Below are 24,366 nucleotides of genomic sequence, written 5' to 3' on the forward strand. Positions count from 1 at the left end.
TGTTTTCCTCCTTATGTGGTATTAGCGGATATTCCTCCCACACTTGCCGGACAGTCAAACTGCCGGCACACGTAGATTAATAAAATTAATCTACGATGGTGATACCCATGCTGCGAGCAGTACCTTCAACCATACGCATTGCCGATTCTACGGAAGCTGCGTTAAGGTCAGGCATTTTTTGCTCTGCAATTTGACGAACAGCAGCGCGATTTACAGTTGCAACTTTCGTTTTATTCGGTTCACCGGAACCTTTTTCGATTTTAGCAGCAACTTTCAACAGAACAGCAGCCGGTGGAGTTTTGGTGATGAACGTAAAAGAACGATCCTCAAATACCGAAATTTCAACCGGAATAATCAGGCCTGCTTGATCAGCAGTACGAGCATTGAACTCTTTACAGAATGCCATGATGTTGACACCTGCTTGACCCAAAGCTGGACCTACTGGAGGCGCTGGATTAGCTTTCCCTGCAGGAATCTGCAGTTTTACCATTTTAATTACCTTTTTTGCCATGGATGACACCTCCTTGACTCAATAGTGGTAGACGGACCTATCGATCCTCCCACAAGAAACCTGTAAGAAAAATCTATATTTTCTCCACTTGAGTATAATCCAACTCAAGCGGGGTTTCCCGTCCAAACATGTTGACGTGAACCTTAAGCTTGCTCTTCTCAACCAAAATTTCTTCCACGGAGCCCACAAAATTCGCAAAAGGACCAACTTTAATTCGCACGGATTCCTTAACATCGAATTCAATCTTCGGTTTCGGCTCTACCATGCCCATATGCTTCAGAATCTGTTCAACTTCTTCTGGAAGCAATGGCGTCGGTTTGGAACCCGAGCCTGTCGACCCTACAAATCCCGTAACACCTGGTGTATTGCGTACAACATACCAAGAGTCGTCGGTTTGGACCATTTCGACTAAGACATAACCAGGGTAGACTTTACGCATAACGGTTTTTTTCTTACCGTCCTTGGTTACCAGTTCTTCTTCCATAGGAACAAGAACACGGAATATCTTGTCTTCCATGCCCATGGACTCAACGCGTTTTTCCAAATTGGCTTTGACTTTGTTCTCATACCCTGAATAGGTATGAACGACGTACCATCTTTTTTCCATATCAAGCCACCTGGAACCCTTCCTAGATAATCGCTTCGATCACAGCGGAAATGCCGATATCGAGAACCCAAAAATAAATCGTGACGAACGCAATTGTCCCTATGACAATCAACGTATAGTTGGTCAGTTCTTTACGATTGGGCCAGCGAACCTTCTTGAGTTCAGCCCAGCTTTCAGAGAAAAAGGAAAACAGAGACTTGAAACTGCGTTTCACGCCGACTACACCTCCAAAAACTATCTGGTTTCCCGATGAGAAGTCTGTTCGTTACAGGACTTACAGAATTTCTTCATCTCCATGCGGTCGGGGTGATTACGCTTGTTTTTCGTCGTTGTGTAATTTCTTTGTTTGCATGTTGTACAAGCCAAAGTAATAATTACCCGCATGATGTGCACCTCCCGAAGACATCCAACACCGGAAGTCTCATAATTGATCCTAAAAAAAACCGCGAATTTAGGCCTACCTAAAACACTTTATCACACGGGGTTTTCCATGTCAACGAATGTTTGCATACAATTCGCAGTCCCGGCTGTGGTGCATTTTAACATCTGTGCATCCTTTAAAACTGTTCTCTGAAAAGCTGCTTCAAAAATCAAGGCGATATCTATTATTCATCTTTTTTAGTATAAATCATTTGTAACACTTATAAACCTGCATAGCCTACCTATAACGAATAAAAAAAGACTCGGACTCGAGCCTTTTCCCTGTCAGCCTCTACTTTCAACTATCTCTTACTTCCAGATACTTTTCAAGTTTACGCTTGACCCGTTGCAGCGCGTTATCAATGGATTTCACATGGCGGTCAAGATCCTCTGCAATCTCCTGATACGAACGTCCGTCCAGATACAACATAAGTACCTTGCGTTCCAGCTCGCTCAGAATCTCGGACATCTTGTCCTCAAGGCCCACAAACTCTTCCTGATTGATTATCAGCTCTTCAGGGTCACTTACTTGTGTTCCGCAAATCACATCGAGCAACGTGCGGTCTGACTCTTCATCATAGATGGGTTTGTCCAGAGATACGTAAGAGTTCAGAGGAATGTGCTTTTGTCGTGTAGCCGTCTTAATTGCCGTAATAATCTGTCGTGTAATGCACAACTCGGCGAAAGCCTTGAACGAAGCAAGCTTGTCTCCCTTAAAATCACGAATGGATTTGTAGAGACCAATCATGCCCTCCTGAATAATATCCTCGCGATCAGCACCAATCAAGAAGTAGGATCTGGCCTTGGCCCGCACAAAGTTCCGGTATTTGTTAATCAGAAACTCCAGCGCTTCCCCATCACCTTCATGGACTGCTCCGACAATGTCTTCATCATTTTTGTAATCAAACTTTGACAACATGATATCCTTGAGGTCCACACTCACTAACAATCCCTCCGGCTGCAACGCAAGGTACCCGTTACTCTCTCAAATATACGACAAGTATACGCGATGTAACCTGATACCGTCAACCACAACAACCTAAAAAAGAAGAGCGCTAACAAAATTGTCAATGGTTTCAAAATGGAGGAGTCCCCAATTATTGGTTTATTCTCTTCTCCATCGTTCAAACAACTTTCGAAGCTCCGGACTCAGTTTGGCATCTAGCGAGTTACGGGACAATTTGGCACTATCCTGCTGGATTCGCTTCTGCACTTCCCTTTCGGACTCCTCAATCTCGATCAGTAATTCCCGCGCCGACACCCTGAGTGCACCTTGTCCAAATGCGACATGTTGCTCTACCTGATCGCTTGTCGCTACGTAAATACTTCTTCTTTTACTGCTCAGCTCCCGAACCAATCGCTCGATGCACTCATCAGCAGTTTCTTTTTCTCTGGTAAAATAAATCTGGACTTTGCTCTGAGCAAAAGTTTTACCTAATCCTGGCACCCTGTAAGCATCAAATACGACGATGACTCTTCTGCCGGAATACGCCTGATGATCCGCCAGTCGTTCAAGAAGTCTGTCCCTCGCTTCCTGCATACCAGATTGTACCAGTGCGGAAAGTTCGGGCCAGGCTCCAATCATGTTGTAACCGTCCACAAGCAGAACATCCCGCGTGTCAGCCATATCGTTAGCCCCGTGCCTGTCGTCCGCGCAATACTTCGTACATGACAACACCCGCAGCTACAGAAGCATTAAGGGAATTAATTTGCCCCGCCATTGGCAGCTTGACGAGTACATCGCATTTTTCACGGATCAAACGGCCCATTCCTTTATTTTCGTTACCAATGACAATAGCTACTGGCCCCGTGAATACTCCATTCCCAAAGACAGGATCTGTCGCTGTAACATCCGTGCCAACTACCCATACACCTTCTTCTTTAAGACGATCAATGGTTTGTCCCAGATTGTTTACACGCGCGACCGGGACGTACTCCACAGCACCTGCCGATGTTTTGGACACTGTTACAGTTACAGCTGCAGAGCGCCTTTTCGGCACAATAACACCATGTGCTCCAGTACAGTCCGCTGTACGAAGGATGGAGCCCAAATTATGAGGATCTTCAATCTCATCCAGCAAAATTAAAAACGGCTCTTCTCCCTTATCACGAGCAGTGGCGAGCAATTCTTCCACTTCAACATAGGCAAAAGGCGCAGCTTGCGCGACCACTCCCTGATGCTGAATGCCCGGAACCATTTGATCCAGCTTACGCTTGTCCACCTGCAAGACAATAATTCCTGCTTTTTTGGCCTCAGCTGTAATCGGCAGCGTCAAATGTTTTTGTGCATTATCCGCAATCCATATTTTATTTATCGTTCTGCCTGAACGCAATGCCTCCGTTACCGAATGCTTACCGGCAATCCATTCTTCTTCCATCTCTAGCTTCCTCCCGGGACACGGCCGATGCTTGTTCCATCCAGTCCGTTCCCATTTATGATTTTTCTGTATTTTCCATCTGTGCAATTCCGTACGTAATCAACTCTCTTAATCTGTCCAAATGTCCATCACAATAAAGAGATCCAATTAACCCTTCCAGTGCAGTGGCATGACGATACTCAAGCACATCAGCATTTTTAGGCAAACTTCCTGATTTAGCATTTCTTCCTTGTCGGACAATATCGCGTTCTTCTTCCGTCAGTACCTTTTCCAATAGCCCCAACATACGACTCTGCGCCTTGGCGGAGACTAGCCCTGTGGCTCGGCGGTGCAGATGATTTGGACGCAGGTTGGGCTGTGCCAACAAATATTGCCGGACAGCTACCTCATACACTGCATCACCAATATAAGCTAGTGCAATGGGAGGCATCAAACGAGCTGGCTTGGACGCAGGGTACGGGAACCAGTTCCCCGTACCTGCCGATGCTCCTGAGTTCAGTGGCTTATCACTCATTTTCGCCGCCACCGCATACCCTGCGCCGTATCTTCAAGCACAATGCCTTTTGCAGCCAACAGATCGCGAATTTCGTCAGCTCTACCCCAGTTTTTGGTCTTACGAGCTTCGACACGTTCTGCAATTAACTGCTCAATTTCGTCATCCAGCAACTCTTCACTCGGTTCCGAATAAATGCGAAGAACGTTATTCATCGATTGAAAGGTATGCAATACAGCTTGTAGTTCCGCCTGATGTACGACATCTCGCTGCAACAAATGGTTTGCTTCGCTAACCCAATCAAATACAGCAGTAATCGCATCAGGTGTATTGAAATCATCATTCATTTTTTCGCCAAACTGCTGCAAAATTCCGTCGAGCTTCGTTTGCAGTTCCGTCGATACTCCCCCATTACCTTCCAGCGCATTAGCTAAACGATGCTTCACATTGGCAACTGCATTGGCGATCCGCTCGACACTGTTCTCTGCCTGACTCATAGTCTCTTGGTTGTAGTTCAACGGATTCCGGTAATGCGTCGACAACATAAAATAACGTAAAGCCTCCGGCTTGTGATGAGCGCGCAAATCTTTAACCAAAATACCATTACCGAGTGATTTCGACATTTTTTCATTATCTATGCGAATATAGCCGTTATGCATCCAGTAGCGAGATAATGGCTTACCCGTGATCGCTTCGGATTGTGCGCATTCACATTCATGATGCGGAAATTGCAGATCCTGTCCGCCCCCATGAATATCCAGTGTATCCCCCAAATAATGGCGAGCCATAGCAGAGCATTCGATATGCCAGCCTGGTCGTCCATCTCCCCAAGGGCTCGACCAATAAATTTCGCCCGGTTTCGCTGCCTTCCAGAGTACAAAGTCCTCAGCATTTTCCTTGCGCTCATCCACATTGATGCGAATACCGAACTGAAGCTCTTCCAGATTTTGACCTGACAGTTGTCCGTAATCTTTGAACTTTTTGGTTCGATAGAACACATCGCCATCATTCTCATAGGCATAGTCCTTGTCTACCAATTCCTTAATAAAATCAATAATCAGGTCCATGCTCTCTGTTACACGAGGGTTCATACTGGCAGCAGGAACATTCAATCCTGCCAGATCCTCATGGTAGGCAGCAATAAATTTCTCAGCAACTGCCGAAACATCCATACCAAGTTCCCGAGCTTTGCGGATTAATTTATCATCGACATCCGTAAAATTCACCACATAGTTTACATCATAGCCCAAGTACTCCAGGTAGCTGCGCACCACGTCAAATACAATTACAGGTCGTGCATTGCCAATATGAATGTAATCATACACGGTAGGTCCGCATACATACATTTTAACCTTTCCAGGCTCCAGTGGCACAAAAGGCTCCCGACTCCTCGTCATTGTATTATAAATTTGAAGCGGCATTGTTATGTTCCTCCCTCATGAAAATCATTTTTCTAATTTATTCTCTTGGGTCACCTGATGTTTCTGAGCAGATGCCTCATCCTTCAAATCAGACATTTCTGCACGCAAACGTTCTATTTCCCGTTGAAGTTCTCGCATAGAGTCCACAACCGGATCAGGCAATTGATGACTAAGTCGGTCTGGACGCCTACCATCCTGTCTGACAACTCGCCCCGGGATGCCCACCACCGTACTGTTTGGTGGAACTTCTTTGAGCACAACCGAGTTAGAGCCAATGTTGGATTGTGCCCCAATCGTGAAAGAGCCTAATATCTTTGCACCGGAGCCGATAACAACATTATTCCCAATGGTCGGATGGCGCTTCCCTTTCTCTTTCCCAGTCCCGCCGAGTGTGACCCCCTGATACAATATGACATCGTCGCCAATCTCACAGGTTTCACCGATGACAACTCCCATGCCATGATCAATGAACAGCCGATTTCCGATACGAGCGCCAGGATGAATTTCAATGCCTGTCATAAACCTTGATACCTGGGATATAACACGGGCTAGAGTACACCAGTTTCGCAAATAAAACCAATGTGCGATTCGATGTGCCCAAAGGGCATGAACGCCGGAATACGTAAAAATGACCTCCAGCTTACTCCGGGCGGCCGGATCATTATCCAAAACAGTCTGAATGTCGGATTTGAAATGTCTGAACATGTCGCCCTCCTATTCCCTTCATATCCTTGCCGCATCATCACAACACTTCACGTTCCGCCAATTTTCGCATCCACCAGCACTCTTCGACATTTTTCAATCTATAACGAGTCTGAGTCTGATAAAAAAGAAAAAGCGTCTCCGCAGCCTAAGCTGCAGAGACGCATGAACGTGGTCCCACTCTGCTTCGAACATATCTGCTGCATAAAAAGCAGACAGTCCGTCTTTGGCGTCCTGTAACGGGAACGACTCGGCACGCCCTTGTCACATCAGCATTTGACGCTAATGAAAGTTCGGGCGCACGGCTCCCAGGCGCATTTCCTCCGCAGGTCATCTGGACGGCTCTCAGCCTGGAGTTTCCCCTCGACCGTCCTCTCTGGCAGATGCCCATATGCAGTGTACTTCTCCTGTTCGCAGCCTTTACACGTAAATATCAATCCGTATCAATGGAGTCATTATAGCGAAAAGACAACAAATTGACAAGAAATATCAGCCTTTAATTTGTGCCTTGAGACGATCCAGTACCTTGTCACGTCCGAGCAAAAAGATGGTTTCATTCAGATCTCGTCCATGCGTTTGGCCTGTAAGAGCCACACGAATCGGCATGAATAGTTGTTTTCCCTTAAAACCCGTTTCCTTTTGAACTTCCTTGATCAGCTTAGCCATTTGTGGAGCTGTAAATTCCTCACTCGCTTCAACTTTACCTGCAAAAGCTCTAAGTACCTCAGGAACCTGCTCTTCGGCCAATACAGCTGCTGCTTCAGCATCCAGCTCCAGATGTGAACGGAAAAACAACTCAGACAACGCTACAATATCGGATGCAGAAGTCATCTGTTCCTGGTATAAACGAACAAGGGCCTTAGCCCAATCCAGTTGTTCCGAAGACAGTTCAGTCGGCAACAGCCCCGCTGCCTGGAGATGTGGAATCGCCATGCTGGCAATTCGCTCAGGATCAGCCTTTTTAATATAGTGATTGTTTAGGTAAGCAAGCTTATTGGTATCAAACACAGCTGGACTTTTGGACAAACGATTAGGATCGAAAATCGAAATCAGTTGTTCCCGATCATAGATCTCTTCTTCGCCTTCCGGGGACCAGCCCAGTAGTGCAATGAAGTTGAATATGGCTTCTGGCAAATAGCCCAACTTGTCATACTGCTCCATGAACTGAATAATGGATTCGTTACGCTTACTGAGCTTTTTGTGATCCTCGCCTACAATCAGCGTCATATGACCGAAGCGTGGCGGCTCCCAGCCGAGAGCTTCAAAGATCATCAACTGCCGCGGTGTATTGGAAACATGGTCTTCGCCCCGTAGTACATGCGATATTTTCATCAAATAATCGTCAACCGCTACAGCGAAGTTATATGTCGGAATACCATCCTTTTTGACGATAACAAAATCGCCGCTTTCCTTGGAATTAAACGTAATTTGACCTTTAACGATATCGTCAAACGTATATTCACGATCTTCCGGTACGCGAAAACGAATACTTGGTACACGGCCCTCTGCTTCGAATGCCTGGCACTGTTCTTCTGTTAGATCACGATGTTTTCCAGAATAGCGTGGTGTCTCCCCACGTTCCGTCTGTTCTTCACGCTCGCGCTCCAGCTCTTCTTCAGTGCAGTAACAGCGATAAGCCAAACCACGATCCAGCAAATCCTGCCAGTACGTTTTATATATGTCCAAGCGTTCCGTCTGACGATAAGGTCCAAACTCGCCTCCCACGTCTACGCTCTCATCCCAGTCCATACCCAACCATTTCAAATATTTAAGTTGGCTTTCTTCTCCGCCCTCAATATTGCGCTTCACATCTGTGTCTTCAATACGAATAATAAATTTTCCACCTTGATTGCGAGCAAACAAATAATTAAATAATGCCGTTCTGGCATTTCCAATGTGCAGATGCCCTGTAGGGCTTGGTGCATAGCGTACACGAACTTCCGTGCTCATATAATCTCCTCCAAATTGAATTACTCAAGATGATAGCATTTACTTGATAAGACAGACAACCGATTGAGCCGCGATTCCTTCACCCCGTCCGGGAAACCCGAGTTGCTCTGTCGTGGTCGCCTTGACGTTCACCTGGGATAGCTCCTCTGCTTCCAGCGCCTGTGCGATGACTTCATTCATCTGCGGAATATACGATGCCATTTTGGGCTTTTGTGCGATAATCGTAGAATCGATATTCCCCAAGCGATATCCTCGCTCTTTAGCTAGCCCCCACACATGCTCCAGTAGCTTAAGACTGTCGGCATCCTTAAATTCTGGGTCATTATCCGGAAAATGCTTCCCGATGTCTCCCAAGCCAAGCGCGCCTAGGATAGCATCACTAATGGCATGCAGCAGCACGTCTGCATCGGAATGGCCCAACAAACCTTTTTCATACGGAATATTCACACCTCCGATGATGCATGGCCTTCCTTCCACCAGCTGGTGGACGTCAAATCCTTGTCCCACTCTGATCATTTGATATCCTCTCCCTCTGTTTTTACCCATAACGCCGCCATATCCAAATCCTCAGGCGTAGTAATTTTGATGTTCTTGTAGCTGCCTTGAACGACAGTAACCGGAATTCCTAGCCGCTCTATCAGCATAGAATCATCTGTTCCCAAGAATCCCGACTGCTCCGCTTCCTCATAGGCTCGCAGCAGATCGGAAAGACGAAAAGTCTGTGGCGTTTGAATACTCCACAGACTTCGGCGATCCGGCGTTGCTGTAATGATACCATCCCCGTTCACTTGCTTGACTGTATCCTTTACAGGTACTGCCGCTACAGAAGCACCAGTACGCTGGGCTGCCTCAAGGCATGAACGTACAAGCTCAGGTTGAATGAGTGGACGCACACCATCATGCACCATCACCCAATCCGCTTGTAAGTGGCGCAGACCGCGATAAACCGAATGCTGGCGTTCATTGCCACCAGCCACCACCCGTACATTTTTACCGATTTTGTATTGATGAATCCAATCTCGGCAGCGTTCCACATCTCCTGTCCCAGTCACCATCACCATTTCATCCACTTCGGGCATAGCTGCGAATATTTCAAGTGTATGTATGAAGATGGGCTTGTCCCGCAAAAGCAGAAATTGCTTGCTCTCCTGCGTCCCCATACGGGAGCCGCGCCCTGCTGCCACAATGACAACTCCTACCCGATTGTTCATTCAAATAACTCCTGCCCTGATCGCTTTGGACGATCCGTATGATAACACATCTACTTCATCATACCGCGTTTATTGAGCTTTTTCCAATAATTTTGGTTTAGCAAAGATCATACGACCGGCAGAGGTCTGAAGTACACTCGTGACCAGTACCTCCATCAGAGAGCCAATATAGTCACGTCCGCCTTCTACAACAATCATCGTGCCATCATCCAGATAGGCTACACCCTGCCCATGCTCCTTGCCGTCTTTAATAATCTGCACCATAATTTCCTCGCCGGGCAATACGACAGGCTTCACTGCATTCGCCAAATCGTTAATATTTAGCACCGATACACCTTGCAGTTCGCATACTTTATTCAGGTTAAAATCATTAGTTACAACTTTACCCTGCAACACCTTTGCCAGCTTGACCAGCTTACTGTCGACCTCTGAAATTTCCTCAAAATCACCTTCGTAAATGAGCACATTCACATCCAGCTCTTTTTGGATTTTATTCAAAATATCCAGACCCCGGCGTCCACGATTACGCTTAAGTAAATCTGATGAATCTGCAATATGCTGAAGCTCCTCCAGCACAAATTCAGGAATCACAATCGTTCCTTCAATAAAACCTGTCTTGCAAATATCTGCAATACGTCCATCTATAATGACGCTGGTGTCCAATATTTTATGTTCCTCCAGCTTGCGTTCTTCTACACCCGTTCCCCGACCAAAAAAACCAGAACTCCAAAAGGATGACAGCTCGTCCCGCTTTTCTAGTCCAACCATCAATCCTACATATCCGCATATCACGGTAACAGCGGTCTGGATAAGTTGACCTGGGGCCCCCAACCATGAAAAAAGCGGATAAACTGCTAAGGAAAGCGTCAATCCCACCGCTAAACCAATCACACCTGCCATCATCTCGTTCATCGGAATTCGTACCAAGCCTTCAATGCCCTGCTGCAATCGATTTGCCACGGATGCCCCTGCGAATGAACACCCAGCCATAAATAGCACTGCTCCCGCCATCATCCAAACAATCATTCCCGGTAAAGACCCATCACTCAACCATTGTGGCATCCACGATACAATGCCTCCTACCCGCTGGTATAACGTATAGCCAAACCATGCTCCGCACAATCCTGTAAAAGTTAAAATAGCCTTTCTCCACATTGAGTCTCTATACCTCCTTTATTTTCTTTGCATATAGTCTGCTGCTTGTTGGATACATAGCATTTCTCTTACCAGTATGATCCATTTCCCACATAACTAACCCTGTGTTTTCACTTTTTATGCATAAAAAAAAAGCATTTATCTCCCTAAAATGATTCAAGGAAATAAATGCTTATTCTTGTTCTTGCTTGATACTAGCGCTGTGAATGACGATATTGATCGTCCTGTTCTTCCTGACTGGAACGCTCCCGATCACGTCCACGTCTGCGTGACAGCTTACGAATGTTCAGCTTCATACCATACAATGCATACAGCACCAGCGGCACAAAAATCAGCTTCGACAGCTGGTCAGGGAATTTAACAGCCAACACCACCGCTGCAATTACGACCCATGGAGCAACCCAGATCGCTTTTTTCGGAAGGCCGACCTTTTTAAAATTCGGATATCTCATGGAGCTGACCATCAAATAAGAAACCAGCAACATGGCAATCGACATGTATAACAATGAAATATCGTTATGGAATAAGGACAAAGTGGCTAATACGCCACCTGCTGCCGGAATTGGCAACCCCGTAAAATAACCTGGTACACCAGGACGTACGTTAAATCGAGCCAAACGCAACGCTCCGCACATCGGGAAAATGGCAGTAACCGTCCAAGCGAGAGCCGAATTCGCATCATGAAAAGCAACCATGTACATAATAACTGCGGGAGCAACACCAAAAGATATCATATCTGATAAGGAGTCCAGTTCTTTACCGAATTCGCTTTGGGCATTCAGGACCCGGGCCATCCTTCCATCCAGTCCGTCCAACAACATGGCGACAATAACCATAATAGCGGCAAGACTGTATTTTCCGTCTACCGCCAATAAAATGGCGATCATTCCGAGAAACAAGTTACCTAAGGTACACATGTTCGGAATTGATTTGGTAATCATCTCTTCACCTCAATGTATGAATTGTTCCATTATAATCCTTTCACTGTATTACATTTACATTTGCCTGTCAATGAAAACTTGTTCCTGCAAACGTTTAAGACCTTCTTTAATCGTACGCGCACGAACCTCTCCAATACCATCCACTTCATCCAGTTCTTCTATCGTTGCTGTGATGACATGTGGAAAACGTCCAAACCGCTCCACCAGATTATGAATAATCACATTTGGCAAACGCGGTATCTTGTTCAGTACCCGATAGCCACGTGCAGCAATATACTCCTCTGATGTCGCAGCTGAAGAAGGGTAGCCTAGTAAGCGTACAATATGATTCACATCCAACAATTCGTCGTCCGTAGAACGTTTGAGTCCCAATATAATTTCACGAATCTTCTCGTCGCTATCGTCTTTGGCATAATCCTTATACAGCAACCAAGCTTCTTCTTCAATGTTGCTGACAAGCTCTTCCATCTGCATACTAATCAGACGGCCCTCATTTCCGAGCTCGTTAATAAATCGTTTGATTTCCATTTTGATGCGCAGCACCATTTCGATCCGCTGGATGACATTAACGACTTCCGGCATGGTAACCAGCTCTTCAAATTCAGATGCTGTCAAATTCGTAGAGGCTTGCCCCAACACGGATCTATATTTTTCTAACGTCTGAATAGCCTGATTAGCTTTCGTTAAAATAACTCCGATTTCCTTGAGCGCATACCGTAATGTCCCCTGATACAAGGTAATAATATTACGCCGCTGGGAAATAGACACAACTAATTTGCCAGTTTGCTTTGCAACTCGTTCTGCTGTCCGGTGCCGAATTCCTGTCTCAATTGAAGAAATGGAGGAGTCCGGAATCAGTTGTGTATTGGCATATAAAATTCGTTTTAAATCCTCGCTCAATATGATTGCGCCGTCCATTTTAGCCAATTCATACAAATAGTTCGGCGAAAAATCACAATTGATGGAGAAACCGCCATCCACGACTTCCATAACTTCTGGGCTGTAGCCAACGACCAGAAGAGCACCCGTTTTGGCACGCAAAACGTTTTCCAACCCGTCGCGAAAGGGAGTTCCCGGTGCCACAAGCCGCAGCAAATCGTTCATTTTATCCAGTTGGCTCGCTTCTTTCATTCTCAATGCCCCCTAATCTAATGCGGCTGCCAGTGCATCTGCCACCGTTCCTACTCCTATAATTTGTATCCCTTTCGGATGTGTCCAGCCCTTCAAGCTTTTCTCCGGCATGATCACCCGTTTGAAACCTAGTTTCTCCGCTTCTCGTACTCGCTGTTCTGCTCGGGATACCGCGCGCACCTCACCTGTCAGTCCCACCTCGCCAAAAATCACATCATACGGCTTTGTAGGAGCATCCCTAAAGCTGGAAGCAATACTCACAGCTATAGCCAAATCCACCGCCGGTTCATCCAACTTCACGCCTCCCGCTACGTTGAGATAAGCGTCCTGGTTTTGCAAAAACATGCCCATCCGCTTTTCTAGCACGGCTATGATTAATCCCATTCGATGATGGTCGACTCCTGTGCCCATTCGGCGTGGAGAGGGAAAATGTGTAGCTGCAATCAATGCTTGCAGTTCAACCAATACAGGCCGGGTTCCTTCCATACTGGCTACAACAGTAGAACCTGCCACACCTAGTGGTCGTTCAGACAGGAAAAGTTCAGAAGGATTCGACACCTCACGCAAACCGCTTTCAGCCATTTCAAAAATACCAATTTCATTTGTAGAACCGAAACGATTTTTAACTGCACGCAAAAGCCGATACGTATGGTGACGCTCTCCTTCAAAATAAAGTACACAATCAACCATATGTTCCAACAAACGCGGACCTGCAATGGCCCCTTCCTTGGTCACATGTCCTACCAATACCGTAGCAATACCGAGCCCCTTGGCAATTCGCATAAAGCGTGAAGTACACTCCCGCACCTGAGCCACACTACCTGGTGCACTCGTCACCTCAGGCAAATATACAGTCTGTATCGAGTCGATGACCAAAAACTCCGGCTTCAAGCTGTCCACTGCTTCTTCAATCGTCTCCAAATTCGTCTCACATAATACGTATAGGCTGGGGGACAAGGCACCGAGCCGATCTGCACGTAGTTTCGTTTGACGGACAGATTCCTCACCAGACACGTACAGCACCTTTAAACCAGTTAAAGCCAGTTCATTAGATGTTTGCAGCATGAGCGTAGATTTACCGATTCCCGGATCACCGCCCACCAAAACGAGTGAACCCGGCACCACACCTCCACCGAGTACTCGATTCAATTCGCCAATTCCCGTCAAAATTCGTGTTTCTTTGCCACTCTCCACCTCTATAATAGGGAGTGGCTTGTCTTTTGTGCTATGAGTAAGAAGGGAAGATCCCATTCCTTGAGTTTTTACAACGCTTTCCGTTTCTTCGACCATGGAATTCCATGCCTGGCATCCAGGACATTTTCCGTACCATTTGGGCGATTCATAACCACATTCCGTACAGGAAAATTTAGTTTTCACTTTAGCCATACTTTGTTCCCTGGCTCCTTATTGACGACGATGATGTCAAATTTATGTTCATACAGCCCAGAAAGAGCTGTAACAATAAAAGTTTACCATTGAAGCTTGGCGGACGTAAAGCAATATCACAAACTTTCCCAAAGCATTTACCCAACCTTTTCACCGTGTTTTATACACAAAAAGGGTGTCTTCGCAATAGCTTTCCAGCTTGCGAGACACCCTTTTCTACTATTTATTTAGTAAACTGCTTTAGGACTTGGCAGATACATTATCCTTTTTGGTTACAGTCAATGCACCGTTCTCCTCATCAATGAAGAGAGAGTCACCTTTAGTAATGTTGCCAGTCAACAGTTCCTCGGACAGGCGATCTTCAATATGCTTCTGGATTGCACGACGCAAAGGACGCGCACCATACGCTGGATCAAAACCTTCCTTGGCAAGGAATTTTTTAGCGTTGTCTGTCAACTCGAAGTCCACCTCATACTCATTCAGACGCTTACGCAGCTCCTCAGACATGAGTGATACAATTTCGGCAATATGTTTTTCTTCGAGAGAATGGAAAACGATAATTTCATCAATCCGGTTCAAGAACTCAGGACGGAAGCTTTTCTTCAGTTCATCCATCACTTTGCCCTTCATATTATCGTAATCCGCTCCAGCGTCCACTACAGCTGTAAAACCAAGCGTGGAGTTACGTTTAATCGCCTGTGCACCAACATTAGATGTTAAGATGATGAGTGTATTACGGAAATCAACGACACGACCTTTGGAATCTGTCAGACGACCATCTTCCAGCACTTGCAGAAGAATATTGAATACTTCTGGGTGTGCTTTTTCAATTTCATCCAGCAACACAACAGAGTATGGCTTACGACGTACCTTCTCAGTCAGTTGACCGCCTTCTTCATATCCAACGTACCCTGGAGGCGCTCCTACCAGACGGGACGTGGAGTGTTTCTCCATATATTCAGACATATCAATACGGATAACCGCATTTTCATCTCCAAACATGGATTCAGCCAAGGCGCGTGCCAGCTCTGTTTTACCAACCCCAGTTGGACCGAGGAAAATAAAGGAACCAATTGGACGCTTCGGATCTTTCAGTCCGGCACGTGCCCGGCGAATCGCCCGGCTTACTGCCTTAACTGCTTCATCCTGTCCAATAACCCGCTCATGCAGCAACTCTTCCATATTCAACAAGCGGTGTGTTTCTTCCTCTTTTAGCTTGCTGACTGGAACACCTGTCCATATTGCAACGACTTGAGCGATATCCTCTGGGGTAACTTCGGAATCTGTACGACCCTGTTGTTCTTTCCATTGGTTTTTCGTTACGTCTAACTCTTCACGGATTTTTTGCTCTGTATCACGTAGCGCTGCCGCTTTTTCAAATTCCTGACTTTGTACCGCTGAATCCTTTTCCTTACGAATATCTTCCAGACGGTTTTCCAGCTGTTTCAGGTTTGGCGGTACAGTGTAAGAATTCAGCCTTACTTTGGAGCCCGCCTCATCAATAAGGTCAATAGCCTTATCTGGCAGGAAGCGGTCGGTGATATAACGATCTGACAATTTTACGGCCGCTTCAATAGCCTCATCTGTGATCTTTACACGGTGATGCGCTTCGTAACGGTCACGCAGACCATACAAGATTTGAATCGCCTCTTCTGGAGAAGGTTGATCCACTGTAATTGGTTGAAAACGACGCTCCAAAGCAGCATCTTTCTCAATATATTTGCGGTATTCATCCAGCGTGGTCGCACCGATGCATTGCAGCTCGCCACGTGCCAGAGCAGGTTTCAGGATGTTGGACGCATCAATTGCGCCTTCCGCTCCACCAGCACCAATCAGCGTATGCAGCTCATCAATGAACAACACGATATTACCCGCTTGACGAATCTCGTCCATAATTTTTTTCAAACGATCCTCGAACTCACCACGATACTTAGTGCCTGCTACCACAGAACCCATATCCAGTGTCATTACGCGCTTGTCGCGCAACGTTTCGGGAATCTCATTCGCTATGATTTTTTGGGCCAATCCTTCGGCAATCGCCGTTTTACCTACCCCAGGCTCACCAATCAGAACCGGATTGTTCTTTGTACGGCGGCTGAGCACCTGAATTACGCGTTCAATTTCCTTGCTACGCCCAATAACAGGGTCCAGGTTGTTTTCCTTCGCAGATGCCGTCAGATCGCGTGCCAGACTGTCCAGAGTTGGCGTGCTGACATTAGCTGGAGCACCGTGATGGCTGGAAACAGCCTCGCTGCTGCCGAGCAATTGTAGCACTTGCTGACGCGCTTTGTTCAGACTGATGCCCAGGTTGTTCAGTACGCGTGCTGCTACGCCTTCGCCTTCACGAATAAGACCAAGCAAAATATGTTCTGTACCTACATAGGTATGGCCCAGTTTGCGGGCTTCATCCATAGACAGTTCGATGACTTTTTTGGCGCGTGGAGTATAGGCAATGTTCGTCGGTTGCTCTTGACCGCGTCCAATCAGCGTTTCCACTTCATCCTGAATTTTTTCCAGTCCCAGTCCTAAACCGATTAAGGCTTTCGCTGCTATTCCTTCACCTTCACGAATGAGGCCTAGCAAAATGTGCTCTGTGCCAATGTTGTTGTGTCCCAATCGAACAGCTTCTTCCTGAGCCAAAGCAAGCACTTTCTGTGCACGTTCCGTAAATCTTCCAAACATCATATATCCTGCACCTCCACAGTGTGTATTTCAGATCATTCTATATATTAAAGGGTTGTGCCTAATTTTTGCCGGATCAGCTTCGCCCGGTACATATCGCGCTCTTCGGTATTCATTTTATCCCCAAAGCTTTTTTGCAGGAACCCGGGTTGTGTCATCACATTCAGCTCATTCATCGCTGCGGTGGAAGGACGCTCCAAAATCCCTAAATCTACGCCAAGACGCACATCGGACAGCCGCTGTGCAGCCTCCTTGGAATCCAGTACTGCTGCATATGACAAAATACCGAATGAACGCATCACCCGATCTGTAATTCGCAGCATAGATTCATTCATTAGCCGTTCTCTGGCAGAACGCTCGTGCTCAATAATTTGTAGCACCACGCCATGTAGATTCTCTATAATTTCCGCTTCGGTTTGTCCTAGTGTAATCTGATTAGATACCTGAAACAAATTTCCGACAGCTTCGCTACCTTCACCGTAAATGCCGCGAACCGTAAGACCTACCTGTGAAACAGCAGACAATATACGATTGATTTGATGAGTCATGACTAATGCGGGCAAATGCATCATCACCGAAGCTCTCATACCTGTGCCGACATTCGTCGGACAACTGGTCAGAAAACCTCTCCGATCATCAAATGCATAATCAACATGCGCTTCAAATGCATCATCAATAATCATTGCGCGTTCCCAAGCTTCCCTAACCTGACATCCCGGATATAAGCACTGGATACGCAGATGATCCTCTTCGTTTATCATAACACTAACCGATTCATCATCGCTAATTAAAACAGCACCGTTACGAGATTCGTTCGCCAAATTAGGACTAATCAAATGCTTCTCAACCAGCACCCGCTTGTCGATCTCATCCAACTCGGATATTTTCAACGTATGAAAAGTACCAAAACCACCTAAATCATCATACTGAAGGATATCCGTCAAGCGTTGAAGTGCTTCTTCCGACTGCTGATTGGTAGCAAGCATGGGAAAAGGCAGATGCTGCAAGTTACGCGCAATTCTCACCCGGCTGCTAATGACAATCTCCGAATCCGCAGCATCACCACGCATCCAGTCACTTAGCGGCTTCTCCGTAAACCGAATATTGGGCATTACGCATCCCTCCTACTCTTCACAAACTTTACTCTTCAGTCATTTCTTTTTCAAGCTCTCTGATTTGATCCCTAAGCTCAGCAGCTGATTCAAATTCTTCCTGTACAATATGCTGTTGCATCTCTTTTTTCAAATCGTCAATTTGCCGTTTAACCTTCAGGCGGCCTCCAGTGCGAACCGGAACTTTACCTACATGATTCGTACTGCCATGCACACGCTTGAACAGAGGGTCCAGACGACTATCAAAGTATTGATAGCACGACGGGCATCCGAAACGTCCCAGCTTACTAAACTGTGCATAGGTCATGCCACAATCCTTGCATTGCAGGTTTTGCGGACCACTGTGGCCTGGAGACTGGCTCTTTGTACTGGAGTCAAAATCCAGCATCCCCGACAACAAGCTATGAATCGAAAAGCCGTTAGGTGTTCCAGGGATCATCTCCCCTTTTTCCTTGGCACACGTCTCACAAATATGAAACTCTGTCTTTTCGCCATTCACAATTTTGGTGAAATGCAAAGTTGCCGGCCGCATATTACATTCTTGGCACAGCATAAAAGCACCTCCTTTAATGTCAGGATTTATACCAATCCCTACATCCAAACGTTAGTCTCTATTCACAAACTATTTGGTCGCCAGCAACGAGATCAGCATAGCCTTAAGCAATCTTGCTCGCAGTTGATCACGATAGGGAAGCTTCAGTAATAATGTATCCCTTGATAAAGCAGCCTTCATTAGGTTAGCTTCCCTTTTGCTTAAAAAATGGGCTTCCTCTAACTGATAAATCAGTCCTTCTGCTGCCGATTGGCTTATTTCCTCCCCGATGCTCTGATGAAGATGTGTATGGATGGCATGCTGTGCAGGCAGCTGAATTCGCTGAATACGAATGTAGCCCCCGCCACCGCGTTTACTTTCCACCACATAGCCTTTTTCCAGCGTAAACCGGGTGCTAATTACATAATTAATTTGCGACGGCACGCAGGAAAAGCGGTCAGCCAGATCATTGCGCTGAATCTCCACTAAACCTTGGGGACTTTCCAGCAATATACTCTTTAAATATTGTTCAATAATATCGGAAACATTGCGCATTTCATCATCCTCCACTAACGGAAACGCAAGTATTCAAGTACATTTCACGCTCCACAGAGTCCGCCGTATATTGAACTTAACCAAACGGTAAAGTCACGAATCTAAGCTGTATTCAGGCTGTTGCCTGTTCTACACTCATTGGAATTGTACCGTTTTGTCTCTAGTGTGGCCTTTATTTGCGATTAGTCATACACTTCTCTTATTTTCATAAAAGGCAGTTCCTAACTATACGCAAATCATTTCGATCCTCGTTTGCTTCTTTGCTATTAAAATTACTTTATACGGCCAATCCATCAAAATACTCTACAGAACCTCACGAGGTTTGATTGACTTTGACTTTCTTTGACTATACTCATATTATAGCACATTATTCATTTTTGCCAAGGGGTCAATACCATTTTTCGCAATCTAATTATGTTTTATACAATACCATAAAAAAACTCTTCCCAATTACAGAAAGAGTTTTGAAAATTATAATAATCACACAAGTTATAATCCCTGAAAAACGGAACATAAGAAGATCTAAATGGGCCTTTATCAGAAAAAATCCAATAAGAACGTTTGTTTTACTGGTATTACACGTTTAAACGCAGACACAGATTCACTGCCCCCTTCAATACGCCCCCACTTATACAGATCATCAGCCTGCTGGTAGCCAAGCATCAGAGTCGTCAGTGACTGAATCCCAAGTTTCAAGTCAGCTACCATAGCGTTTTCAGATGAATTGCTTGTATCCACTCTCTCCAGATGTCCTTTCCCTTCCGTAGTAATTGTTAATCTCCATACTCCTTCATTCCATGGTGCATACCGATCTGTCAGATTTAAGGTTAAACGTGTTTCCTCTCCAACCTGCTCAAAAGGGTATCTTTCTACAAAAGCAGCTGCATCCACAATACGGCCCATAAAATAAGGCACGGTCTCCTGTTGAATTCGCGGATCATCAAGTAAAAATGGCAGATTGTCATCTGCTGGAACGTAAATAAATTTACCATGGGTTATCATGGAGTCATGATTTGCAAAATAAGTCCATAAAGCCCGACGGGCCGTCTCATTTTCATAAACCAACTCATCACAATTCAACTGTTTATTTTCAATTTTGTACAGTGCATATCCCTGAGGATCGCCTGTTTCTGAGTAATATACCGCAGTTCGATAATTCTCATTTAAAATCCGCTCTTGCCACCATTCCTTATCTCGTACCAGCGTGCCATTATAACGAGATGCATACGCTTGATACACTTGGTCCAATTCTAAAATATCTTTGACATCGCGTTTGACTGTACCCTCTGTTTTAAGTTTTGCAGGGAATTTTTCAATGGGAATGACGTACTTTTTGTATTCAATATACGTTTCCCATCCAAATTTACGATAGAAGGCAAAGGAGAAGGGATGCAGAAAAGAAAGGCTTTGTCCCGCAGACTTCATCTCTTCAAGCGCATGCGTCAACAAACGTGAAACCATGCCTCCGCGACGCTTTTCTGGCCATGTTGCCACACCAGCAATGCCTCCCATATCAAAAACCTGACCGTTTATGTATACCTGTAGCGGTAACAAAGTCAGTTTAGCATTCAAGTCATGTCCGTCGAATATTCCCCATGTTTGCTCTGGTTTGAACTTCTTCCTAGCTTTCTCCAGATCCTCCATGGACATTGTAAACTGAAAAGCATATTGAGATAATTCAATAGCCGCTTCAAATTCCTTACGTTGTAATTGTCTGATCTCCATAACTTCGTCACCTCGCTTGTATACTTGGACATCCATAAAAAGATTACACACTTAGAGTGTGGCAAACCCCATTCTCTCTGTCAACCTTAGAAACAGGTGGTCATCTAAAAACGCATAAAAAAGGATGATAATCTCATTGAGATTATCATCCTTTTCACTTTTGCTTGGCGACGTCCTACTCTCCCAGGACCCTGCGGTCCAAGTACCATCGGCGCTGGAGGGCTTAACGGTCGTGTTCGGGATGGGTACGTGTGGAACCCCTCCGCTATCGCCACCAAACATGAATTTGCTGTGCAAATTCTACTTTCAAGGTTACACCCTGAAAACCGGATCCGAAACTCATTTGCGTTTTTTTTAGGATAAGCCCTCGACCGATTAGTATTGGTCAGCTCCATGCATTACTGCACTTCCACCCCCAACCTATCTACCTCGTCGTCTTCAAGGGGTCTTACATACTGGGAAATCTCATCTTGAGGGGGGCTTCACGCTTAGATGCTTTCAGCGCTTATCCCTTCCGTACATAGCTACCCAGCGGTGCTCCTGGCGGAACAACTGGTACACCAGCGGTACGTCCATCCCGGTCCTCTCGTACTAAGGACAGCTCCTCTCAAATTTCCTACGCCCACGACAGATAGGGACCGAACTGTCTCACGACGTTCTGAACCCAGCTCGCGTACCGCTTTAATGGGCGAACAGCCCAACCCTTGGGACCTACTTCAGCCCCAGGATGCGATGAGCCGACATCGAGGTGCCAAACCTCCCCGTCGATGTGGACTCTTGGGGGAGATAAGCCTGTTATCCCCAGGGTAGCTTTTATCCGTTGAGCGATGGCCCTTCCATGCGGTACCACCGGATCACTAAGCCCGACTTTCGTCCCTGCTCGACTTGTAGGTCTCGCAGTCAAGCTCCCTTCTGCCTTTGCACTCTTCGAATGATTTCCAACCATTCTGAGGGAACCTTGGGGCGCCTCCGTTACTCTTTAGGAGGCGACCGCCCCAGTCAAACTGCCCACCTGACACTGTCCTCGCACCGGGTCACGGTACCAAGTTAGAACCTAGATACGATCAGGGTGGTATCCCAAGGATGCCTCCCTTCAAGCTGGCGCTCAAAGTTCTACGGCTCCCACCTATCCTGTACAGATCGTACCCAAATTCAATATCAAGCTGCAGTAAAGCTCCATGGGGTCTTTCCGTCTTGTCGCGGGTAACCTGCATCTTCACAGGTATTAAAATTTCACCGGATCTCTCGTTGAGACAGCGCCCAAGTCGTTACGCCATTCGTGCGGGTCAGAATTTACCTGACAAGGAATTTCGCTACCTTAGGACCGTTATAGTTACGGCCGCCGTTTACTGGGGCTTCGGTTCATAGCTTCGCCCGAAGGCTTACCACTCCCCTTAACCTTCCAGCACCGGGCAGGCGTCAGCCCGTATACTTCGCCTTGCGGCTTCGCACAGACCTGTGTTTTTGCTAAACAGTCGCTTGGGCCTTTTCACTGCGGCCCCCTCGGGCTATTCACCCTACCGAGGCACCCCTTCTCCCGAAGTTACGGGGTCATTTTGCCGAGTTCCTTAACGAGAGTTCTTCCGCGCGCCTTAGAATTCTCTTCTCGCCTACCTGTGTCGGTTTGCGGTACGGGCACCTTCTCCTGGCTAGAGGCTTTTCTTGGCAGTCTGAGATCATGACCTTCGCTACTACAATTTTCGCTCCCCATCACAGCCCAGCCTTAACGATGTGCGGATTTGCCTACACACCAGCCTCACTGCTTAGACGGACATCCATCAGTCCGCGTCACTACCCTACTGCGTCACCCCATCGCTCATAACGGATTACGGTGGTACAGGAATTTCGACCTGTTGTCCTTCGACTACGCCTATCGGCCTCGCCTTAGGTCCCGACTTACCCTGAGCGGACGAACCTTCCTCAGGAACCCTTAGGCTTTCGGCGGATCTGATTCTCACAGATCTTTTCGTTACTCATACCGGCATTCTCACTTGAATGCAGTCCAGCGCTCCTTACGGTACACCTTCAACCCGCATTCAACGCTCCCCTACCCCTGATGCAAGCATCAAGCCATAGCTTCGGTGGTGTGTTTAGCCCCGTTACATTTTCGGCGCAGAGTCACTCGACCAGTGAGCTATTACGCACTCTTTCAATGGTGGCTGCTTCTAAGCCAACATCCTGGTTGTCTGTGCAACTCCACATCCTTTCCCACTTAACACACACTTGGGGACCTTAGCTGATGGTCTGGGCTGTTTCCCTTTCGACAATGGATCTTAGCACTCACTGTCTGACTCCCGGAACTAAATCTATGGCATTCGGAGTTTGACTGAGCTTGGTAACCCTTGCGGGCCCCGCACCCAATCAGTGCTCTACCTCCACGATTCTTCTTTCCGAGGCTAGCCCTAAAGCTATTTCGGGGAGAACCAGCTATCTCCGGGTTCGATTGGAATTTCTCCGCTACCCCCACCTCATCCCCGCATTTTTCAACATGCGTGGGTTCGGGCCTCCAGTGCGTGTTACCGCACCTTCACCCTGGACAGGGGTAGATCACCCGGTTTCGGGTCTACGTCCACGTACTCATTCGCCCTATTCAGACTCGCTTTCGCTGCGGCTTCAGCTCTTCACCTTAACCTTGCACGGGAACGTAACTCGCCGGTTCATTCTACAAAAGGCACGCCATCACCCATCAATAGGGCTCTGACTTCTTGTAAGCACACGGTTTCAGGATCTATTTCACTCCCCTTCCGGGGTGCTTTTCACCTTTCCCTCACGGTACTGCTTCACTATCGGTCGCCAGGGAGTATTTAGCCTTGGCAGATGGTCCTGCCGGATTCATACGGGGTTTCACGTGCCCCGCACTACTCGGGATCCGTCTCGGAGAGAACCAGTTTTGAACTACAGGGCTTTTACCTTCTCTGGCGGGCCTTTCCAGACCTCTTCATCTAACCGGTTCCTTTGTAACTCCATGTGAGACGTCCCACAACCCCAAGGAGCAAGCTCCTTGGTTTGGGCTAATCCGCGTTCGCTCGCCGCTACTGACGGAATCACTATTGTTTTCTCTTCCTCAGGGTACTTAGATGTTTCAGTTCCCCTGGTCTGCCTCTATTCTGCCTATGTATTCAGCAGAAAGTGACTGTCGATGAAGACAGCCGGGTTTCCCCATTCGGACATCCCCGGATCAAAGCTTGCTTACAGCTCCCCGAGGCCTTATCGTTGTTCGCCACGTCCTTCGTCGGCTCCTGGCGCCTAGGCATCCTCCGTGTGCTCTTTGTAGCTTAACCTAGACTTTTCTTTCAAAGAAAGAAAATGTCGATGTTCGATAAAGAATGATTTTTGCCAAAGGCAAAAGATCTTTCCTTACCTGCTACCTTTATTTCACTTGTTTACACAAGATCAGCTTAAAGGAATATTCTAAAACGCAATTTCGTTTCGGTATCCAGTTTTCAAGGTGCAA

At 46.6% G+C, this 24,366-nt stretch carries 22 protein-coding genes and 2 rRNA genes; all 24 read right to left on the reverse strand.

The genetic code is table 11. From position 1 onward, the window contains the following. Positions 1-85 precede the first annotated feature (85 nt). A complete protein-coding gene (rplK, locus tag ACWGXJ_RS22105; protein WP_007432595.1) occupies positions 86-511 on the reverse strand; it encodes a 50S ribosomal protein L11 in 426 nt (141 codons plus the stop codon). 73 nt (positions 512-584) lie between these two features. Beyond that, a complete protein-coding gene (nusG, locus tag ACWGXJ_RS22110) occupies positions 585-1,118 on the reverse strand; it encodes a transcription termination/antitermination protein NusG (RefSeq protein ID WP_007432596.1) in 534 nt (177 codons plus the stop codon). 22 nt (positions 1,119-1,140) lie between these two features. Further along, on the reverse strand, positions 1,141-1,332 hold the full coding sequence (gene secE, locus ACWGXJ_RS22115; RefSeq protein WP_013312170.1) for a preprotein translocase subunit SecE: 192 nt from the start codon (positions 1,330-1,332) through the stop codon (positions 1,141-1,143). A 20-nt stretch (positions 1,333-1,352) separates the two neighbouring features. Beyond that, complete coding sequence (rpmG, locus tag ACWGXJ_RS22120; protein WP_023990562.1) at positions 1,353-1,502, reverse strand: 50S ribosomal protein L33; 150 nt, start codon at positions 1,500-1,502, stop codon at positions 1,353-1,355. Positions 1,503-1,836: 334 nt separating this feature from the next. Continuing rightward, on the reverse strand, positions 1,837-2,481 hold the full coding sequence (gene sigH, locus ACWGXJ_RS22125; protein ID WP_016324748.1) for an RNA polymerase sporulation sigma factor SigH: 645 nt from the start codon (positions 2,479-2,481) through the stop codon (positions 1,837-1,839). Between the two features lie 162 nt (positions 2,482-2,643). Continuing rightward, positions 2,644-3,165 carry an NYN domain-containing protein gene (locus ACWGXJ_RS22130; RefSeq protein WP_007432599.1) on the reverse strand — a complete coding sequence of 174 codons (522 nt, stop codon included), beginning with the start codon at positions 3,163-3,165 and terminating at the stop codon, positions 2,644-2,646. Between the two features lie 4 nt (positions 3,166-3,169). Continuing rightward, entirely contained in the window at positions 3,170-3,916 is a 747-nt protein-coding gene (gene rlmB / locus ACWGXJ_RS22135; RefSeq protein ID WP_013312173.1) for a 23S rRNA (guanosine(2251)-2'-O)-methyltransferase RlmB, read from the reverse strand. A 55-nt stretch (positions 3,917-3,971) separates the two neighbouring features. Beyond that, entirely contained in the window at positions 3,972-4,430 is a 459-nt protein-coding gene (locus tag ACWGXJ_RS22140) for a Mini-ribonuclease 3 (protein ID WP_069290482.1), read from the reverse strand. After that, positions 4,427-5,830, reverse strand: a complete 1,404-nt coding sequence (gene cysS, locus ACWGXJ_RS22145; protein ID WP_452567595.1) for a cysteine--tRNA ligase — start codon at positions 5,828-5,830, stop codon at positions 4,427-4,429. Before cysS ends, ACWGXJ_RS22140 begins: the two co-directional genes overlap by 4 nt. A 24-nt stretch (positions 5,831-5,854) precedes the next feature. After that, complete coding sequence (gene cysE, locus ACWGXJ_RS22150; RefSeq protein ID WP_235306431.1) at positions 5,855-6,535, reverse strand: serine O-acetyltransferase; 681 nt, start codon at positions 6,533-6,535, stop codon at positions 5,855-5,857. A 486-nt stretch (positions 6,536-7,021) separates the two neighbouring features. Continuing rightward, a complete protein-coding gene (gene gltX / locus ACWGXJ_RS22155) occupies positions 7,022-8,482 on the reverse strand; it encodes a glutamate--tRNA ligase (protein WP_452567596.1) in 1,461 nt (486 codons plus the stop codon). Between the two features lie 39 nt (positions 8,483-8,521). After that, the gene (gene ispF / locus ACWGXJ_RS22160; protein ID WP_452567597.1) at positions 8,522-8,998 is read right to left on the reverse strand and encodes a 2-C-methyl-D-erythritol 2,4-cyclodiphosphate synthase; all 477 of its coding nucleotides are present in this window, start codon (positions 8,996-8,998) and stop codon (positions 8,522-8,524) included. Continuing rightward, entirely contained in the window at positions 8,995-9,693 is a 699-nt protein-coding gene (gene ispD, locus ACWGXJ_RS22165) for a 2-C-methyl-D-erythritol 4-phosphate cytidylyltransferase (protein WP_061831389.1), read from the reverse strand. The genes ispF and ispD overlap by 4 nt, the downstream gene beginning before the upstream one ends. 69 nt (positions 9,694-9,762) lie before the next feature. After that, on the reverse strand, positions 9,763-10,848 hold the full coding sequence (locus ACWGXJ_RS22170) for a PIN/TRAM domain-containing protein (RefSeq protein WP_039274953.1): 1,086 nt from the start codon (positions 10,846-10,848) through the stop codon (positions 9,763-9,765). 194 nt (positions 10,849-11,042) lie between these two features. After that, positions 11,043-11,789, reverse strand: coding sequence for a CDP-diacylglycerol--serine O-phosphatidyltransferase (gene pssA, locus ACWGXJ_RS22175; protein ID WP_025723803.1), 747 nt, complete (start codon positions 11,787-11,789; stop codon positions 11,043-11,045). 54 nt (positions 11,790-11,843) lie between these two features. Next, a complete protein-coding gene (gene disA, locus ACWGXJ_RS22180; protein WP_013312183.1) occupies positions 11,844-12,920 on the reverse strand; it encodes a DNA integrity scanning diadenylate cyclase DisA in 1,077 nt (358 codons plus the stop codon). A 12-nt stretch (positions 12,921-12,932) separates the two neighbouring features. Next, positions 12,933-14,306 (reverse strand): DNA repair protein RadA, encoded by a 1,374-nt coding sequence (gene radA / locus ACWGXJ_RS22185; protein ID WP_013312184.1) that lies wholly within the window; start codon positions 14,304-14,306, stop codon positions 12,933-12,935. Between the two features lie 240 nt (positions 14,307-14,546). Next, on the reverse strand, positions 14,547-16,991 hold the full coding sequence (clpC, locus tag ACWGXJ_RS22190; RefSeq protein ID WP_023990572.1) for an ATP-dependent protease ATP-binding subunit ClpC: 2,445 nt from the start codon (positions 16,989-16,991) through the stop codon (positions 14,547-14,549). A 44-nt stretch (positions 16,992-17,035) separates the two neighbouring features. Further along, positions 17,036-18,100 (reverse strand): protein arginine kinase, encoded by a 1,065-nt coding sequence (locus tag ACWGXJ_RS22195; RefSeq protein WP_039274956.1) that lies wholly within the window; start codon positions 18,098-18,100, stop codon positions 17,036-17,038. Positions 18,101-18,128: 28 nt separating this feature from the next. Continuing rightward, positions 18,129-18,653: a UvrB/UvrC motif-containing protein gene (locus ACWGXJ_RS22200; protein ID WP_023990574.1), complete on the reverse strand. Its 525-nt coding sequence runs from the start codon at positions 18,651-18,653 to the stop codon at positions 18,129-18,131. A 69-nt stretch (positions 18,654-18,722) separates the two neighbouring features. Next, positions 18,723-19,187, reverse strand: coding sequence for a CtsR family transcriptional regulator (locus ACWGXJ_RS22205; protein ID WP_013312188.1), 465 nt, complete (start codon positions 19,185-19,187; stop codon positions 18,723-18,725). A 537-nt stretch (positions 19,188-19,724) separates the two neighbouring features. Continuing rightward, positions 19,725-20,912, reverse strand: a complete 1,188-nt coding sequence (locus ACWGXJ_RS22210) for a GNAT family N-acetyltransferase (protein WP_452567598.1) — start codon at positions 20,910-20,912, stop codon at positions 19,725-19,727. 162 nt (positions 20,913-21,074) lie between these two features. Continuing rightward, positions 21,075-21,191 (reverse strand): 5S ribosomal RNA (rrf, locus tag ACWGXJ_RS22215). Positions 21,192-21,267: 76 nt separating this feature from the next. Continuing rightward, positions 21,268-24,193, reverse strand: a 23S ribosomal RNA gene (locus ACWGXJ_RS22220). Positions 24,194-24,366 lie beyond the last annotated feature (173 nt).

It is taken from the genome of Paenibacillus sp. S33, assembly GCF_053615415.1.

Excerpts from the sequence above, each read along its gene's own strand:
- ispD (WP_061831389.1), bottom strand. The coding sequence starts at position 9,693 with ATGAACAATCGGGTAGGAGTTGTCATTGTGGCAGCAGGGCGCGGCTCC.
- ACWGXJ_RS22195 (WP_039274956.1), bottom strand. The coding sequence starts at position 18,100 with ATGCCCAATATTCGGTTTACGGAGAAGCCGCTAAGTGACTGGATGCGT.
- clpC (WP_023990572.1), bottom strand. The coding sequence starts at position 16,991 with ATGATGTTTGGAAGATTTACGGAACGTGCACAGAAAGTGCTTGCTTTG.
- rpmG (WP_023990562.1), bottom strand. The coding sequence starts at position 1,502 with ATGCGGGTAATTATTACTTTGGCTTGTACAACATGCAAACAAAGAAAT.
- rlmB (WP_013312173.1), bottom strand. The coding sequence starts at position 3,916 with ATGGAAGAAGAATGGATTGCCGGTAAGCATTCGGTAACGGAGGCATTG.
- pssA (WP_025723803.1), bottom strand. The coding sequence starts at position 11,789 with ATGATTACCAAATCAATTCCGAACATGTGTACCTTAGGTAACTTGTTT.
- cysS (WP_452567595.1), bottom strand. The coding sequence starts at position 5,830 with ATGCCGCTTCAAATTTATAATACAATGACGAGGAGTCGGGAGCCTTTT.
- rplK (WP_007432595.1), bottom strand. The coding sequence starts at position 511 with ATGGCAAAAAAGGTAATTAAAATGGTAAAACTGCAGATTCCTGCAGGG.
- nusG (WP_007432596.1), bottom strand. The coding sequence starts at position 1,118 with ATGGAAAAAAGATGGTACGTCGTTCATACCTATTCAGGGTATGAGAAC.
- ACWGXJ_RS22170 (WP_039274953.1), bottom strand. The coding sequence starts at position 10,848 with ATGTGGAGAAAGGCTATTTTAACTTTTACAGGATTGTGCGGAGCATGG.
- disA (WP_013312183.1), bottom strand. The coding sequence starts at position 12,920 with ATGAAAGAAGCGAGCCAACTGGATAAAATGAACGATTTGCTGCGGCTT.
- ACWGXJ_RS22200 (WP_023990574.1), bottom strand. The coding sequence starts at position 18,653 with ATGCTGTGCCAAGAATGTAATATGCGGCCGGCAACTTTGCATTTCACC.
- ACWGXJ_RS22140 (WP_069290482.1), bottom strand. The coding sequence starts at position 4,430 with ATGAGTGATAAGCCACTGAACTCAGGAGCATCGGCAGGTACGGGGAAC.
- ACWGXJ_RS22205 (WP_013312188.1), bottom strand. The coding sequence starts at position 19,187 with ATGCGCAATGTTTCCGATATTATTGAACAATATTTAAAGAGTATATTG.
- ispF (WP_452567597.1), bottom strand. The coding sequence starts at position 8,998 with ATGATCAGAGTGGGACAAGGATTTGACGTCCACCAGCTGGTGGAAGGA.
- cysE (WP_235306431.1), bottom strand. The coding sequence starts at position 6,535 with ATGTTCAGACATTTCAAATCCGACATTCAGACTGTTTTGGATAATGAT.
- gltX (WP_452567596.1), bottom strand. The coding sequence starts at position 8,482 with ATGAGCACGGAAGTTCGTGTACGCTATGCACCAAGCCCTACAGGGCAT.
- radA (WP_013312184.1), bottom strand. The coding sequence starts at position 14,306 with ATGGCTAAAGTGAAAACTAAATTTTCCTGTACGGAATGTGGTTATGAA.
- ACWGXJ_RS22130 (WP_007432599.1), bottom strand. The coding sequence starts at position 3,165 with ATGGCTGACACGCGGGATGTTCTGCTTGTGGACGGTTACAACATGATT.
- ACWGXJ_RS22210 (WP_452567598.1), bottom strand. The coding sequence starts at position 20,912 with ATGGAGATCAGACAATTACAACGTAAGGAATTTGAAGCGGCTATTGAA.